Annotated in this window: 10 protein-coding genes and 1 pseudogene; 8 read left to right on the top strand and 3 right to left on the bottom strand. The window is 71.3% G+C overall.

The genetic code is table 11. The features are described 5' to 3' along the window. Nucleotides 1-15: 15 nt before the first annotated feature. Together ON29_RS22000 and ON29_RS21995 are read left to right on the top strand one after the other, a co-directional pair. Complete coding sequence (locus tag ON29_RS22000; RefSeq protein ID WP_051175466.1) at nt 16-3,447, top strand: ATP-dependent helicase; 3,432 nt, start codon at nt 16-18, stop codon at nt 3,445-3,447. A gap of 43 nt (nt 3,448-3,490) precedes the next feature. Further along, entirely contained in the window at nt 3,491-7,666 is a 4,176-nt protein-coding gene (locus tag ON29_RS21995) for an ATP-dependent helicase (RefSeq protein ID WP_083863977.1), read from the top strand. On the opposite strand, the gene ON29_RS21990 is transcribed toward ON29_RS21995, so the two are convergent. Together ON29_RS21990 and ON29_RS37220 are read right to left on the bottom strand one after the other, a co-directional pair. Then, the gene (locus ON29_RS21990) at nt 7,623-8,036 is read right to left on the bottom strand and encodes a DoxX family protein (protein WP_040868969.1); all 414 of its coding nucleotides are present in this window, start codon (nt 8,034-8,036) and stop codon (nt 7,623-7,625) included. The genes ON29_RS21995 and ON29_RS21990 overlap by 44 nt on opposite strands. 141 nt (nt 8,037-8,177) lie before the next feature. Beyond that, nucleotides 8,178-8,246 (bottom strand): annotated as a pseudogene (locus ON29_RS37220) (hypothetical protein); the annotation flags it as partial. Between the two features lie 649 nt (nt 8,247-8,895). On the opposite strand from ON29_RS37220, the gene ON29_RS21985 reads away from it, so the two are divergent. After that, entirely contained in the window at nt 8,896-9,951 is a 1,056-nt protein-coding gene (locus ON29_RS21985; RefSeq protein WP_051175454.1) for a potassium channel family protein, read from the top strand. 46 nt (nt 9,952-9,997) lie between these two features. Next, on the top strand, nt 9,998-10,903 hold the full coding sequence (nudC, locus tag ON29_RS21980; protein ID WP_040868968.1) for an NAD(+) diphosphatase: 906 nt from the start codon (nt 9,998-10,000) through the stop codon (nt 10,901-10,903). Between the two features lie 43 nt (nt 10,904-10,946). Here nudC and ON29_RS21975 read toward each other — a convergent pair whose 3' ends face one another. Then, entirely contained in the window at nt 10,947-11,177 is a 231-nt protein-coding gene (locus tag ON29_RS21975) for a mycoredoxin (RefSeq protein WP_085994930.1), read from the bottom strand. 117 nt (nt 11,178-11,294) lie between these two features. On the opposite strand from ON29_RS21975, the gene ON29_RS21970 reads away from it, so the two are divergent. The 4 genes from ON29_RS21970 to ON29_RS21955 all read left to right on the top strand — a co-directional run bounded on the left by ON29_RS21970 (nt 11,295) and on the right by ON29_RS21955 (nt 15,265). After that, nucleotides 11,295-11,717 (top strand): SRPBCC family protein, encoded by a 423-nt coding sequence (locus ON29_RS21970; RefSeq protein ID WP_040868965.1) that lies wholly within the window; start codon nt 11,295-11,297, stop codon nt 11,715-11,717. Between the two features lie 108 nt (nt 11,718-11,825). Further along, entirely contained in the window at nt 11,826-12,305 is a 480-nt protein-coding gene (locus ON29_RS21965; protein WP_051175453.1) for an EVE domain-containing protein, read from the top strand. 9 nt (nt 12,306-12,314) lie between these two features. After that, nucleotides 12,315-12,779, top strand: a complete 465-nt coding sequence (locus ON29_RS21960; RefSeq protein ID WP_040868963.1) for a MarR family winged helix-turn-helix transcriptional regulator — start codon at nt 12,315-12,317, stop codon at nt 12,777-12,779. 338 nt (nt 12,780-13,117) lie between these two features. After that, a complete protein-coding gene (locus ON29_RS21955; protein ID WP_040868961.1) occupies nt 13,118-15,265 on the top strand; it encodes an ATP-dependent DNA helicase UvrD2 in 2,148 nt (715 codons plus the stop codon). Nucleotides 15,266-15,308 lie beyond the last annotated feature (43 nt).

The following is a 15,308-nucleotide window of genomic DNA, read 5'->3' as shown; positions in this document are numbered from 1 at the left end:
ACCGGCGTGTCGGTCGTGTCTGTTGCAATAGCCCGCGTGGTGCGATCGGATGGCGCGGTGCGACTGGTTCGCCGGACAGTGGTGGCGCCCCGGCCGCGAGACTGGGGCGCCGACGTTCGCGCGCTGCTGGACGCCGCCGCCGCGGCCGGTCCAGCGCGTCCGGGGTGGCGGCCCTGGCAGGTACTCGGCGGACCGGGCACGGGCAAGACCGCCCTGCTGGTCGATCTCGCCGCCGAGCGCATCGCCGCCGGAGCCGATCCCGGATCGATCCTGGTGCTGACCCATTCGAAACAGGCGGCAGGCGCCGTGCGCGACGCCATCACCACCCGGTTGAGCGGACCCGAACCCGGCGCGGAAGGCGGTGTGCCCGGCGCCACACGAGAACCCTTGGTGCGCACGCTGCACTCGTATGCCTTCTCCGTGCTGCGCAGGCACGCGCTGGCGCACGGCAACCCGCCGCCGCGTCTGCTCACCGGCGCCGAACAAGACGCCGTGGTGCGCGAGATGCTGCGCGGCGATCTGGCCGATATGGCCGACGGCGCGAGCGGATTATGGCCGGAGCGGCTGCGGCCCGCGCTCGCGCTCGGCGGGTTCGCCGAGCAATTGCGCGATCTCATGCTCCGGGCCACCGAACGCGGCCTCGGACCGGAAGACCTGGTGCGCCTCGGCCGCGAGCACGCCAAACCCGAATGGGTGGCGGCGGGCAGGTTCGCCATCCGCTACGAGCAGACGATGCTGCTGCGCTGGTCGGTCGGCGTCGAGGCGCCGGAGGCGACCGCTCCCGCGCTGGACGCCGCCGAACTGGTCGGCGCGGCGCTCGACGCGCTGGCCGCCGACCCGAATCTGCTTGCCGCCGAACGCGCCAGGATCGAATACCTGCTGGTCGACGACGCGCAGCACCTGGACCCGCAGGCGGCCGTCCTGGTCAGGGCGATCGGGCACAGCGCGCGGACCACGGTGATCGCGGGCGATCCCGATCAGGCCGTCTTCACCTTCCGCGGCGCGGACGCGCGGTTCGTCGCCGAACTCGACGTGCCGCCCGAGCGGCGCATCGTGCTGCGCGACAGTCATCGCTGCGGCGGTCAGGTGGAGCTGGCGGTGGCGCGGATCGCCGCACGCCTGCCGGGCAGTGCGCCGCAGCGCATTCCGGTGCCCGAAGGCACCCGACCGCGGGAGGACGGCACCGAGGTACGGGTCCGGGTGCTGGCCACCCCCGCGAAGGAGGCCGCGCTCATCGCCGACCACTTGCGCCGGGCGCATCTCACCGGCGGAGTGCCGTGGTCGCGGATGGCGGTGATCGTGCGTTCGGTGCCGCTGTCGCTGGCGCCGCTGCGCCGTGCCCTGCTCGCCGCGGGCGTGCCCGTGCAGCAGCCCGCACTGGACACACCACTGGCGCGCAGGCGCGGCGCGGCCTGGATGCTGCTGTCGCTGCGCGCGGTCCTGGCGGGCGAGGCGGCCGAGCGGGGCGCGGAACCGGCATTCGAACCGGAGGACGCCCTCGATTTGCTGTCCGGCCCGCTCGGCGGCGCCGACCAGATCGCCTTGCGCAGGCTGCGGCGGGGCATCCGGCGCGCTGCGCTGGAATCCGTGCGCACCGGGGCGAAAACCCCGGACACGGCCGACGATCCGCCGCCGGACCGCGACACGGACATCGACCGCCCCTCCGCGCAGGTGCTGCGCGACCTGTTGATCGGGACCGGCGATCCGGCGATCCTGAACCGGCTCACCGAGGTCGAGGCCGCGCCGCTGCGCCGCGTCCTGGACGCGCTGCGCCGGGCACGGAAGGCGCGCGGGCGCGGTGCGAGCCTGGAGGACGTGCTGTGGGCGCTGTGGACCGGTTCCCGGCTGGAACGGCGCTGGGTGGCCCAGTCGGAGCGCGGCGGCGCGGTCGGCATGCAAGCCGATCGCGATCTGGACGCCGCGGTCGGGTTGTTCGACGCGGCCGCCGCCTACGTCGACCGGTTGCCGCGCGCGAGCATCGAAGGGTTCGTCGAATACCTCTCCCAACAGGAGATTCCGCAGGACGCGGCGCCGCGAACGGCACCGGGCGAGGCGGTGGCGCTGCTGAGCGCGCACGCCGCCGCCGGGCGGGAATGGGATGTGGTCGCCGTCGCCGCAGTCCAGGAGGGGATCTGGCCCAACCCGCGTGCCCGGGGCACCCTGCTGCACACCGAGGACCTGGTCGATCTCACCGCCGGGGTGTCCGACGCGGGGGAACGGGTGAGCCGCGCGGCGCCGATCCTCGCCGAGGAACGCAGGCTGCTGCTCGTCGCGTGCAGCCGGGCCCGGCGCTCGCTGCTGGTCACCGCCGTGGAATCGGTCGCGGGCGAACGCGATCTGGTGCCCTCGCGCTTCCTCGCCGAACTGCTCGGACACGACGACGACGGCGAGCCAGGTGCGCTGCCGGTGGTCGATCCCGGCCGCGCCTTGGTGATGCACTCCCTGGTCGCCGAATTGCGCGGCGTGGTCTGCGATCCCGAGGCCGATCCGGAGCGCAGGCGCCGCGCCGCGCATCAGCTCGCGCGGCTGGCGCACGCGGGTGTGCGGGGCACCCACCCCGAGGACTGGTACGGCACCGCCGAGCTCAGCTCGCGGCGACCGCTGTGGACCGACGACGACAGCGCGGTGGCGCTGTCGCCCTCGACCGTCGAATTGCTGCGCACCTGCCCGCTGCGCTGGGCGCTGGAACGCAACGGCGGCACCGACGGCGACAACCCGCACGCCGTCAAGGGCAACCTGGTGCACACCCTGGTGCAGGCGCTCGCGGGCAAGGTACCCCCGGACCAAGTGCGCGAGGCGCTGGATCGCGCATGGCAGGCGGTGGATCCGGGGACCGGTTGGCATTCCCGGCAAGAGCTGCGCCGCACCGAGGCGATGCTGGAGACCTTCTCGGCCTGGGTCCGCAACACCCGCGGCGAACTCACCCAGGCCGGTGTCGAGGTGCCGGTGGACTGCGTGTTGCCCGCGCGCACGGAAGAAGAACCCGCCGTGCGGATCCGGGGCCGCGTCGACCGGCTGGAGCGCGACGCGCAGGGACGATTCGTGATCGTCGACGTGAAGACCGGCAAGTCGCCCGTCACCAAGCAGGCCGCCGTCGATCACGCGCAGCTGGCGACCTATCAGGTGGCGGCCGCGATGGGCGCTCTCGACACACCTGCGGAACCCGGCGCCGCCGATACGGACACCGAGGCCGGTCCGTCCGGCGAACCCGGTGGGGCCCGGCTGGTGTACGTCGCGAAGCCGAGCAAGGCGGAGGGCGCTACCCAGCGCATGCAGCCCCCGTTGGACGCCGAGGCGCTCGAGCACTGGCGGGACACCATTCACCAGGCCGCCGCGTCCACGCAGGGCCCCGGCTACCTCGCCATGCGCAACGACGGATGCCGCCACTGCGCGGTGGCGGGCAGCTGCCCCGTGCAGGACAGCGGGAGGCAGGTGACCGACGAGTGAGCGCGCCCTCGGCCTCGCCGCGGCCGGTCGCCGGGGCGCTGCCGTGACCGGCCGGGTGACGCCGCATCAGCTGGCGCAGGCGCTGGGCCTACCGCCGCCGACCGACGAACAGGCCGCCGTGATCGCCGCGCCGCCGGGCCCGACCCTGGTGGTCGCGGGCGCGGGCGCGGGCAAGACCGAGACCATGGCCGCCCGCGTGGTGTGGATGGTCGCGAACGGGCTCGTCCTGCCCGACGAAGTGCTCGGGCTGACGTTCACCCGCAAAGCCGCCCAGCAGCTGACCGCCCGCATCCGGACCCGGCTGGCCCGGCTGGCCGGCGCGCCGCTGCTGCGCGAACTCGACCCGAGCGGCCGGCTGCGCGCCCAGCTGACCGGCGCGGAACCGGAGATCAGCACCTACCACTCGTACGCGGGCCGGTTGCTCACCGAACACGGCCTGCTGCTTCCGGTGGAACCCTCGGCGGCCCTGCTCACCGAGACCCAGCTCTGGCAGCTCGCCCACCAGGTGGTCCGTACGTGGGACGGCGACCTGGAGACCGAACGCACCCCCGTGTCGGTCACCGAGGCGGTGCTCGCGCTGTCCGGACAGCTCGCCGAGCATCTGGTCGAGCCGGAGGAACTGGCCGAGGCGCACACCGAACTGGCCAAGCTGGTGCACACGCTGCCCGCCGGTCCGCGTCAGCGGGGCGGGCCGAGCCAAACGCTGCTCAACATCGTGCAGGTCCAGCGGGAACGGGTCGCGCTGCTGCCGCTGGTGCAACAGCTCAGCGAGGCGTTGCGCCGCCGCGGCGCACTCGATTTCGGCGCGCAGATGTCCCTGGCGGCGCGCTTGGCCGCCGAGCACCCCGAGGTCGCCGCCGCCGAACGCGCTCGGTTCCGGCTGGTGCTGCTCGACGAATACCAGGACACCGGCCACGCCCAGCGCGTCCTGCTCGCCGCCCTGTTCGGCGGTGCGCCGGAGGGCGCGTCGGACCGGACATCGAATGTGTCTGGTGGAAGCGCTTCCCAGGGCGAGCCCGACGGTTCCGGCGGAGGATCGGACGCGCTGCGCTCGCAACCGCACGACGCGCAACGTCTTGCCGTGACCGCTGTGGGCGACCCGATGCAGTCGATCTACGGCTGGCGTGGTGCCTCGGCGGCGAATCTGCCCCGGTTCGCCACCGACTTCCCCACTGCGCCGGGCGTTCCCGCCCCCACGCTGGCGTTGCTCACCAGCTGGCGCAATCCGCCGGAGGCGCTGGCTCTGGCGAACTCGGTCGCGGAACCGTTGCGACGCAAGGCGATCGAGGGCGGCGGAGTGACGGTCGACGCGTTGCGCGCCAAGCCCGAAGCCGGGCCGGGCGTGGTGGCGCTCGCGTCGACCGACACCGTCGCCGCCGAACGTGACTGGGTGGCCGAGCGGATCGCGGCGGAGTGGGCCGCCCGGCGCGCCGCGCAGCAGCCTCCGCCCACATCGGCGGTACTGGTGCGACGCAACGCCGACGCCGCGCCGCTCGCGGAAGCGCTTCGCGCGCAAGGACTTCCGGTGGAGATCGTCGGACTCGGCGGATTGCTCGCCACGCCGGAGGTCGCCGACATCGTCGCCACCCTGCGGTTGATCGCCGAACCCGGCTCGGGCAGCGCCGCCATGCGCGTGCTGACCGGTGCGCGCTGGCGCATCGGTGTCGCCGACATCGCCGCGCTCAACCGCCGCGCCAGGGACCTGTCCATCCGGCGTCCCGGTTCGCAGGGCCCGGCCGAGATCGCCGACGGTGCCGCGCTGGACGAGGCGTTGCGCGAAGTGGCGCCCGAACCCGCCGAACAGGCCGGGCTGGCCGACGCGATCGCCGACCCCGGCCCACCGGACCAGTACTCCTCCGCCGGGTTCGCCCGCATCGAGGCACTGGGCCGGGAGCTGGCCGCGTTGCGCGAACGCAGCGGTCAGCCCCTGGCGGAATTGGTCGCCGACGTCGAGCGCACCATCGGCGTCGGGGTGGAGACCCAGACCCGGCGAGCCATGGCGGGTACCGGGGCCGGACGCGAGCATCTGGACGCGTTCGCCGAAGTGGTGGCCGGGTACGCCGCGGACACCGGCGCCTCGCTCGGCGGACTGCTCGCGTTCCTCGCCGCCGCGGAGGAGGTCGAGAACGGTCTGGAGCCGGGTGAGGTCGAGGTCGCCAAGGACCGCGTGCAGGTACTGACCGTGCATGCGGCGAAGGGCCTGGAATGGGAGATCGTCGCGGTCCCGCACGTGGTGGAGGGCGTGTTCCCGTCCAAAGTCGGTTCCGGTACGTGGCTGGGCGCGCTGGCGGAACTGCCGACGTCGCTGCGGGGTGACCGTCAGCAGGACGACGCGGCCGAGGGCGTGCCCGTACTCGATCTCACCGACCTGTACGACCGCGCGGACCTCGACCGCGCGATCAAAGCGCACAAGGAGGCGCTGGAACGCCGCCGGATCGATGAGGAACGCCGCCTGTTCTACGTCGCGCTCACCAGAACCGAACGCGTCCTGCTGGTTTCGGCCCATCACTGGGCGGAGACCGGCAGTTCCCCGAAGGGCCCCTCGGACTTCCTGCTGGAACTGAAACGCGCACACGAGGACCCGCGAAGCCCCGCCCACGACGTCTTGACGATCGACCGCTGGGACGACCCGCCCGCCGCCGACGCCGTCAACCCGTTCACCGACAACCCGGCGACTGCCGAGTGGCCACGAGACCCGCTCAGCACCCGCCGCGACCCCATCGAACAGGGCGCCGCGCTGGTCCGCGCCGCGCTGGCCGAGCTGCGTGCCCGCCCCGCCGATGCCGAGCGCCACGGCCCGGACGCGTCTGGCGCTGCGGACCGCAGCGCCGGTTCGGGGCGTGCCGATCCGGGTGCGGGTCCTGCCGGTGTCGAGCGCCATGGCCCGGACCTGCGTCGGACCACCCCGAACCGCGACTTCGAATTCGGCGATGTCGACTCGCGTGCCCATCATGCCGATGCCGATGCTGATCACCGTGGCCCGGACGTCCCGAGGGCCGTCCCGGTTGGTGGCGTGGGTCCCGGTCGCGCCGACTCACGTGCCCGTCCCACCGATGCCGGGCAGGGTGACCCGGATTCGTCCGAGCCCTCGCCGGGCCGTGCCGTAGCTTCCGGTCGTGCCGATGCCGCCCACGCCGGGCACAGCGACCCGGACGCACCGGGCATCGTCTCGAATCGCAGCGCCGGACCCGACCGTGTCGAGATGGCGCCCCAGCCGCCGGACGAGCCGGATCTCACATACGAAGCGGACTACTACCCGCCCGACGACGAGTACCCGCCGGACGAGTTCGCGGATGACTTCGAAGTCATCGCAACCGAATACGCCGACCCCTACGCGGACATAGAACCCTATTTCGGCACGGCGCCGGACCCGGTGGAGGAGTACCTGTCCGCGGGCGAACCGGCATTCGCCGCGACCGGTTTCGCCCCGCCCCCGCCGGAGGACCGGTTCCGGCCCGAGCACACCCGGCCCGCGCCGGACCCCGGCGATCCCGAAGGCTGGGCCGCCGACGTCGATGCCCTGCTGGCCGAACACCGGGCCGCGGCGGTTGCCGCCGAGGAGGTCGAGCTACCCGGTCAGATCGCGGCGACCGCCTTGGTCGAGCTGCGCGCCGACCCGGCGCGACTCGCCGCCCGCCTGCGTCGCCCGTTGCCCTATCCGCCGAATCCGCTGGCCCGCCGCGGTACCGCCTTCCACGCCTGGGTGCAGCGGTGGTTCGGCTCCACTCGCCTGCTCGGTCTGGACGAACTGCCCGGTGCGGCCGACAGCGGCGCGGCCGACGCGGGCCTGGACGCGGAGCTGACCGCGATGCAGGAGGCGTTCCTGAACTCGCGGTGGGCCGACCGCAGCCCGATCGAGGTGGAGATTCCGTTCGAGACCTCGATCGCGGGCACCGTGATCCGCGGCCGGATGGACGCGGTGTTCGCCGAACCGGGCGGCCGCTGGACCGTGGTCGACTGGAAGACCGGCGCCGAGCCCAGCGCCGCCGAGGAAGCGGCGGTCGCCATGCAGCTGGCCGTCTATCGCCTGGCGTGGGCGCGGCTGATGGCCGCGCGCGAGGGACGGCCCGAGCACGAGATGCTGGACCGGATCGGCGCCGCGTTCCACTACGTGCGTACCGGTCGCACCATCGCGCCGGTGAACCTGGCCGGTCCGGAGGAACTGGCCGAGTTGATCAGGAACGCCGCGCCCGCCGGCTCACCGCCAGCGCCTGAGTGATGAGCGGAACCTGCAACGGCAGCCGCAGCGCCGAGCCGATCTTGACCAGCCGCGGTGCCTTCTCGCTGGCCAGCATGTCCGCGGTGAACTGCACGTTGGCCGGGAGCACCGCGATGAACAGCAGCGCGGCGAGGCGTCCGCCGAAGCTGCGGGTACGCGGGATCGCGAGCGCGGCGGCGACGCCGATCTCGGCCACCCCGGAAGCGTAGGTGTAGTCGCGGGCGCGCCCGGGCAGGAAGCGCGGCACGATCGAATCGAAAGGCTTCGGCCGGACGAAATGCAACACCCCCGCGCCGAACAGCAGAGCGGCCAGCGCCAGCGCAGGCCGCCGCCCGCCGTCGGACACGGATGTCAGCGTGTTTTCAGCCATGAGGAACCTTTACATCCAGGCTGCTTCGCGTCGAGCACGGGTCGCCCCGCTGCGGACCTGATGGTCCGCTTCACGAACTGCGCGCCATGGCCCACCCCGGTTCGAGCTGAGCAACACCTGGCACCGCCTGCCGATCCAGAGGCCCGCGTCGGGGGCGGCGTGGCGGATGTTCTCCCACACGGTGGCGTTGTCGTCCAGGGTGTCGTGCTCCTATCCAGCGGCGTCTTACCGCAAGCCGCGGGCTCGGCGACCGCGAATACCGATGGCACTTTCGAAACCAGCACGGCCCTGTCGTCCACCGCGTCGGCGGTGAGCGACGAGTCGGTCACCCGACGCGCATCCCGAGCCGCGTGCACCGCGTCGAGGTATCGCCTCAACGCACTCCTGCTCTGCCAGGCTCGAGATTACCGGCCTGCGGGAAAGCCCAAGCCTGCGCCGGTGCGCGACCCAGGCGATCACGCCAAGCCGCGGCGCGGCGGCCCTCCACGTCGACTTCGGTGAGCAGGCTGCGGCGGGAACCGACAATCACCCGTAGCAAGCATCGTCCGTTCACGGCCCGGCGCGCTCGATCCCGGCTGGCCGGTACGCCGTGAGCACGAGTAGCGGCCGACAGGATGGACAACCGCTGAGCCACGCACACCAAATCTGGAGTTCGAATGTCAACGCGCCCCGCGTACCTCCACTCCCGGTTTCGAGCGAAGCGAGACCGAGCATGCGCCGTTCGCGGCCACAAAGGGGCCGCGAACACCCAGCGCCGCAGGCGCTGGAAAAACAAACACAGTAGGCTCCCCTGCTGTGCCGGAGGGACGAGGAATACCGGGGATGACCGACGCTGGCGACGAGATGACGGGTGTGCCCGGTGTTCGGTGAGCGAGCGCGCGGACTGGGATTGGCCAGCCGCCCGGATTTCGCCTTGGTCGGCGTGTTGCGCATCCCGGAAGTGCAAACCAGTCCGTGGATTTCGCTGACCAGGCGGGTGCTGTTCGCGACCGCGCTGCTGTTCCTGGCCGCGCTGGTGGTGTACATCGGGCGCGACGGCTACCACGACAACTCGGCCAACGAACTGTCGTTCCTGGACGCGTTCTACTACGCGACGGTGTCGCTGTCGACCACCGGATACGGCGATATCCACCCGGTGACGCCCGAGGCGCGGCTGGCGAACATCATCATCATCACGCCGCTGCGCATCCTGTTCCTGATCGTCCTGGTCGGAACCACACTGAGCGTGCTGACCGAACGTTCCCGGCAGGCTTTCAAGATTCAGCGATGGAGGCACACCGTGCGCAATCACACCGTGGTCGTCGGATACGGCACCAAGGGCAGGACCGCGATCGACGCCATGCTCGGTGACGGGGTGCAGCCCGCCGACATCGTCGTGGTCGACACCGACGTGATCGCTTTGGAGGCGGCCGCGAACGCCGGGCTGGTCACCGTGCACGGCTCGGCCACCCAGTCCGATGTGCTGCGGCTGGCCGGTGCGCAGAACGCCGAGTCGGTGGTGGTCGCCACCAATCGGGACGACACCGCCGTGCTGGTCACCCTGACCGCGCGGGAGCTGAACAAGGCCGCCAAGATCGTGGTGTCGATCCGGGAGGCGGAGAACACCCATCTGGTTCGGCAGTCCGGCGCGAACTCGGTGGTGGTGTCCTCGGAGACCGCGGGCCGGTTGCTCGGCATCGCGACCACCACCCCGACGGTCGTGGAGATGATGGAAGATCTGCTCACTCCGGAGGAGGGCTTCGCCGTCGCGGAGCGTGAGGTGGAGTCGTCCGAGATCGGCGGTTCGCCAAGGCATCTCAGCGATATCGTCCTCGGCGTGGTGCGCAACGGGGTGCTGTACCGGGTCGGTGAGCCGGAAGTGGACGCGGTCGAGGCGGGCGACAAACTCCTGTACATCCGCCGGGCGGGCAAGTGACCCCGGCGCGGGCCGGGTGGTAGCTCGGGCGCGATAGTCTCGAACCGTGCCGGCATTTCAGCTCAATGGTGTTCCCTTGCTCTCCCGTACCGTCATCGATCGGGCCGAGCAGATCCGAGGTGATGCCCAGGCTCTGAAGGAGGGCTGGGCCACCGCCAAGCTGCTGCGGGTCAACCGTCGCGGGCAGGTGCGCTTCGAGGGGAACGTTCTGGTCCTCGACGCGGCCCTGGAGTTGTCCGCCGAACCCAGTCCGGCCGCGGTGTTCCTCGGCGTCGAGGACGGCATTCATCTGTGGGCCGTGCGCGATCCGGAACTGGAGGGCACGCTGACCGATCTGCGCGCGCTGGCCGGCGGCACCGTCGACGACCGCACCGCCGGACTGCTGTCCACCGCGATCGCGCTGCTGAACTGGCACGACAAGGCCGGTTTCCACGGCGCGGACGGCACGGTGACCATGTCGTCGAAGGCCGGATGGTCGCGCGTCACCGAGAGCGGTTACGAGGAGTTCCCGCGGATCGATCCGGCGGTGATCTGCCTGATTCACGACGGCGGCGACCGGGTGCTGCTGGCGCGCCAGAGCAGCTGGCCGAAATCGCTGTTCTCGCTGCTGGCGGGGTTCGTCGAGGCGGGTGAGTCGCTGGAACGCTGCGTGGAGCGCGAGATGCGGGAGGAAGTCGGGCTCGACGTGCGCGAGATCAGCTACCTGGGCAGCCAGCCGTGGCCGTTTCCGCGCTCACTGATGCTCGGCTTCGCCGCGGTCGCCGATCCCGCGCAGCCGCTGGTCTTCTCCGATGGCGAGATCGCCGAAGCCGACTGGTTCACCCGCGCGCAGGTGCGGGAAGCTCTGGCGGTGGGCGACTGGTCGCAGCGGGACGAGGGTACCCGGCTGCTGCTGCCCGGCTCGATCTCGATCGCGCGCACCATCGTCGAATCCTGGGCCGCGCTCGACTGACGCGCCCGCGCGCGGGCCGATGCGACCCGCGCGCGGCAGCGGATCAGGACAGACCGGCGAGGACCTGCTTGACGGCGGCCAGCGACGGGTTCGTCGCGGTGGAGCCGTCGGCGAACTTCACGGTGGGCACCACGTGGTTGCCCCCGTTCACGCTGCCGACGAACTCGGCCGACGCCGGATCTTGCTCGATGTCGATCTCGACGTAGGTGATGCCCGCCTCCTCCAGTTGCTTCTTGAGCCTGCGGCAGTAGCCGCACCAGGTGGTCGAGTACATCGTCAGAGTGGGATTCGCGTCAGTCACGGACACTGCAACGCCGGACGGTGGCCCGCTGTTCCAACTCGAACTTCTTCCCGTCTTGCGCGGCATTTAGTATGCGCGCATACTAAATGAATGACGCTCATCGCCACCGCGCACGCCTGCTCGAGTGCCCCGCCCACCGCTTTCTTCGCCCGCTGGGCCGACATGGCGACCTGGCCGGAATGGAACACCGACACCGAGTGGGCTCGGCTGGACGGACCGTTCGCGGAGGGCTCGACCGGCACATTGCGGCCGAAGGGCGGTCCGAAGGTCCGGTTCGTGATCGAGCGCCTGACCGACCGCGAGTTCGTCGATGTGTCGAAATTGCCCGGTGCGCGGCTCACCTTCGCCCATGAAGTCGCCGCCGTCGACGGCCGCACCACGATCACGGTGACGGTCTCGATCGACGGACCGCTGCGGCTGCTGTGGACGAAGATCCTCGGTGCGGGGCTGGCGAGAGCCGTGCAGCCCGACTTGGACGCGCTGGTCGCCGTCGCGGAGGGGATCGCGGCGTGAGCGGCCGCAACCCTCGGCGGACGGTCGCCACACCGGCGGATCTGTCGTGGTGAGCGAGCGTCGGCCGAAGCACCCACCGAGATTCACACGCATGGAAGGAGCACCGACATGAGTGCCCGGTCATCAAGGAGTGGCGTCGACTGCGGAACGGTCACCGGATCGCCTACCAGATATTGGCTGGCGGTCGTGTCCCGGGAACACGTCCGGCGCGGTGTCGAAATCGCCATAGCGCAGGCCAACCACGGCAAGCGCACGGCCGTGGAACGCATGCGGCCGGGCGACGGGCTGATCTACTACTCGCCACGCGAGGGCATGCGCGCCGGAGCACCGGTGCGTTCGTTCACCGCGATCGGCACCATCGACGACCGCCCGGCCTGGCAGGCCGACCCCCAGGACGGCGGCTGCTTCCAGCCGTGGCGCCGTTCGGTCAGCTACCGAACCGGTGCGCGGGAAATCCCGATCGAGGAGTTGCGTGCCGATCTGGAATTCACCAGCGTGCCGAACTGGGGGATGGTCCTGCGCCGCGGCCTGATAGAACTCAGCCCGCACGACTACGCGCTGATTTCGCGGGCGATGACCGAGGAATGAGGAAGGCCGATGCACGAGGCGGAGGACGGGAGGCTGCGCTCCAGATTCCCCACGGCCGAGGAAAGCCCCGGCCTGCTGCTGTGGCAGGTGACCAATCGCTGGCAGGCGGCGCAGCGGGCGGCACTCGCACCGTTCGATCTGACCCATGTGCAGTTCGTGCTGCTCGCCTCGCTGACCTACCTCGCCGCCGGTCGCGCGGACCCGGTTCGACAGCGTGACCTGGCCGAATACGCCGCCACCGACCCGATGATGACCTCCCAGGTGGTGCGCACGCTGGCGCAGAAGGGCCTGCTGGAACGCCGCGACCACCCGAGCGACCGCCGGGCGAAGGCCCTGGTCGCCACCGAAGCCGGGGTGGCACTGGTCAACCGGGCCATCGTCGCGGTCGAGGCATGCGACGAGGAGTACTTCGCCCCGCTCGGCGCATCGGGCGGCGCTTTTCTCCAGGCCTTACAGCTATTGCGCGACCACTGATCGGTGGGAGGCTGTCCACCCGCTCGGCGCCCGCTTGCGAGTCGTGGCGTTACCACGCGTGTGGGCAAGCGGCGGCCCCTGGACCTTCCGCGCAGGTGCGCGGAAAACGGTGCCGCACTCGCCTCGAAACCCGGCACGTCGGCAGTGATGTGGAGGGCCGAGTTCGATGTGTCGGTGATGTCGATGGGTCGCGGTTCTCAGTTGCGCCGCCGACATCAGGATGTGTCGGATGACGTCGACAGCGGTCGGGCCGTCCCGTTCTTCGCTGCGGTTGTCCGTGATGACGTCGGTGCAGGCTCGGGTCGACGCCCGGACGGTGGGTGTCGGTGGGCGCTGTCATGATGGACCGCGTGCCCGCTCTCGACCTCGCAGACCTCGATCCCGAGCAGGCCGCCGCCGTGCGCGCGCCGCGCGGCCCGGTGTGCGTGCTCGCGGGCGCGGGGACCGGCAAGACCAGGACCATCACCTATCGCATCGCGCATCTGATCGCGCAGGGCCATGTCAAGGCCGATCAGGTGCTCGCGGTCACGTTCACCGCGCGGGCGGCGGGGGAGTTGCGCACCCGGCTGCGCGCGCTCGGCCTCGGCGGCGAAGCGACCCAGGTGCAGGCGCGGACGTTCCACGCGGCGGCGTTGCGGCAGCTGAAGTACTTCTGGCCGCAGATCGTCGGTGACGTGCCGTGGCGGCTGATCGATGCCAAGTTCCCGATCGTCGCGCAGGCGGCGCAGCGGGCCGGGCTGTCCACGGCCACCGACAGCGTCCGCGACCTGCTGAGCGAGATCGAGTGGGCGAAGGGCTCGCTCATCGCGCCGGAGGACTACATGGCGGCGGTCGCGAAACAGCGACGCGAGACGCCCTACGAGGCGCTGCGGGTCGCCGATGTCTACGCGGGTTACGAGAAGCTCAAGGCGACGCCGGACGGGCTGCTGCTGGACTTCGACGACCTGCTGCTGCACACGGCGGCGGCGCTGGAGGACTATCCGGCGGTGGCCGACGAATTCCGCGGCCGCTACCGCAGCTTCGTGGTGGACGAGTACCAGGACGTCACGCCGTTGCAACAGCGCGTGCTCGACGCGTGGCTCGGCGACCGCGACGACCTGACCGTCGTCGGGGACGCGAACCAGACGATCTATTCGTTCACCGGCGCCACGCCGAGCTACCTCCTGGACTTCTCCCGTCGCTTTCCCGACGCCACCGTCGTCCGCCTGGAACGCGACTATCGCTCGACTCCGCAGGTGGTGTCGCTGGCCAATCGGGTGATCGGCGCGGCGCGCGGGCGCATCGCGGGCACCAGGCTGCAATTGATCGGCCAGCGCGCCGACGGACCCGAGCCGGTCTTCGCCGAATACGACGACGCGCCCGCGGAGGCCGCGGCGGTGGCGGCGGCGATCGGCAGGCTGATCGAGGCGGGCACACCGGCCGCCGAGATCGCCGTGCTCTACCGGATCAACGCCCAGTCCGAGAGCTACGAGCAGGCGCTGACCGAGCGCGGAATTCCCTACCAGGTGCGCGGCGGCGAGGGGTTCTTCGCGCGGGCGGAGGTCAGGCAGGCCGTGCAGGCGCTGCGGCAGGCCGCGTCGCGCGAGGACCTGCCCGACCAGGCGCGCAGTGGCAATGCCCTGGTCTCGCTGGTGCGCGCGGTGCTCGCCCCGCTCGGGCTCACCGCCACCGAGCCCGCGGGCGCGCAGGCGCGGGAACGGTGGTCCTCGCTGATCGCCTTGGTGCGCCTGACCGAGGAACTGATCGGCCACGACGAGCGGCTCGACCTGACCGGCCTGCTGCGCGAACTCGCGACCCGCGCCGAGGCCAGGCACCCACCCACGGTGCAGGGGGTCACGCTGGCCTCCTTGCATGCCGCCAAGGGCCTGGAGTGGGATGCCGTGTTCCTCGTCGGCTTGTCCGACGGCACCATGCCGATCGCGCACGTCCTCGCCGATGACGGCTCGGTCGCCGACGAGGCGGCCCTCGAGGAGGAGCGGCGTCTGCTCTACGTCGGCGTCACCAGGGCGCGCGAACATCTGCGGCTGTCCTGGGCGCTGGCCAGGAACGAGGGCGGTAGGCGTTCCAGGCGGCGTTCGCGATTCCTCAACGGCCTCGTCCCCGACGATTCGCCCGCCTCGCGAATCGCGGCCCCGCCGTCGGCGTCGCGCGGCGTCCGCCCGGCCTGCCGGGTCTGCGCGAAACCGTTGATCGGCACCTACGCCACCATGCTCGGCCGCTGCCGTCGCTGCCCGGCCGAACTGGACGCCGAATTGCTTGCGGCACTGCGGGACTGGCGTGCGGAGAAGGCGCAGGCACTGCGGGTCCGCGAATTCGTCGTGTTCACCGACACCACACTCACCGCGATCGCCGAACAACTGCCCGCCGACGACGCCGCGCTGGCCGCGATCGCGGGCATCGGTGCGAAGAAGATCGACCAGTTCGGGGCCGACGTGCTCGCGATCGTCGCGTCCCGGCTTCGATCAATATCACAAAACCGCAGGTAGAAAATAGGTTGTCGCGCTCGAAGATCTTGCCTATGGTGTTTTT

It is taken from the genome of Nocardia exalbida NBRC 100660 (assembly GCF_000308575.1).
Taxonomy (GTDB): domain Bacteria; phylum Actinomycetota; class Actinomycetes; order Mycobacteriales; family Mycobacteriaceae; genus Nocardia; species Nocardia exalbida.
The sequence above is the reverse complement of the archived record's forward strand: the minus strand, read 5'-3'. Positions and strand labels throughout refer to the sequence as shown.

Excerpts from the sequence above, each read along its gene's own strand:
- ON29_RS21960 (WP_040868963.1), top strand. The coding sequence starts at position 12,315 with ATGCACGAGGCGGAGGACGGGAGGCTGCGCTCCAGATTCCCCACGGCC.
- ON29_RS21975 (WP_085994930.1), bottom strand. The coding sequence starts at position 11,177 with ATGTACTCGACCACCTGGTGCGGCTACTGCCGCAGGCTCAAGAAGCAA.
- ON29_RS21970 (WP_040868965.1), top strand. The coding sequence starts at position 11,295 with ATGACGCTCATCGCCACCGCGCACGCCTGCTCGAGTGCCCCGCCCACC.
- ON29_RS21965 (WP_051175453.1), top strand. The coding sequence starts at position 11,826 with ATGAGTGCCCGGTCATCAAGGAGTGGCGTCGACTGCGGAACGGTCACC.
- ON29_RS21990 (WP_040868969.1), bottom strand. The coding sequence starts at position 8,036 with ATGGCTGAAAACACGCTGACATCCGTGTCCGACGGCGGGCGGCGGCCT.
- ON29_RS21955 (WP_040868961.1), top strand. The coding sequence starts at position 13,118 with ATGATGGACCGCGTGCCCGCTCTCGACCTCGCAGACCTCGATCCCGAG.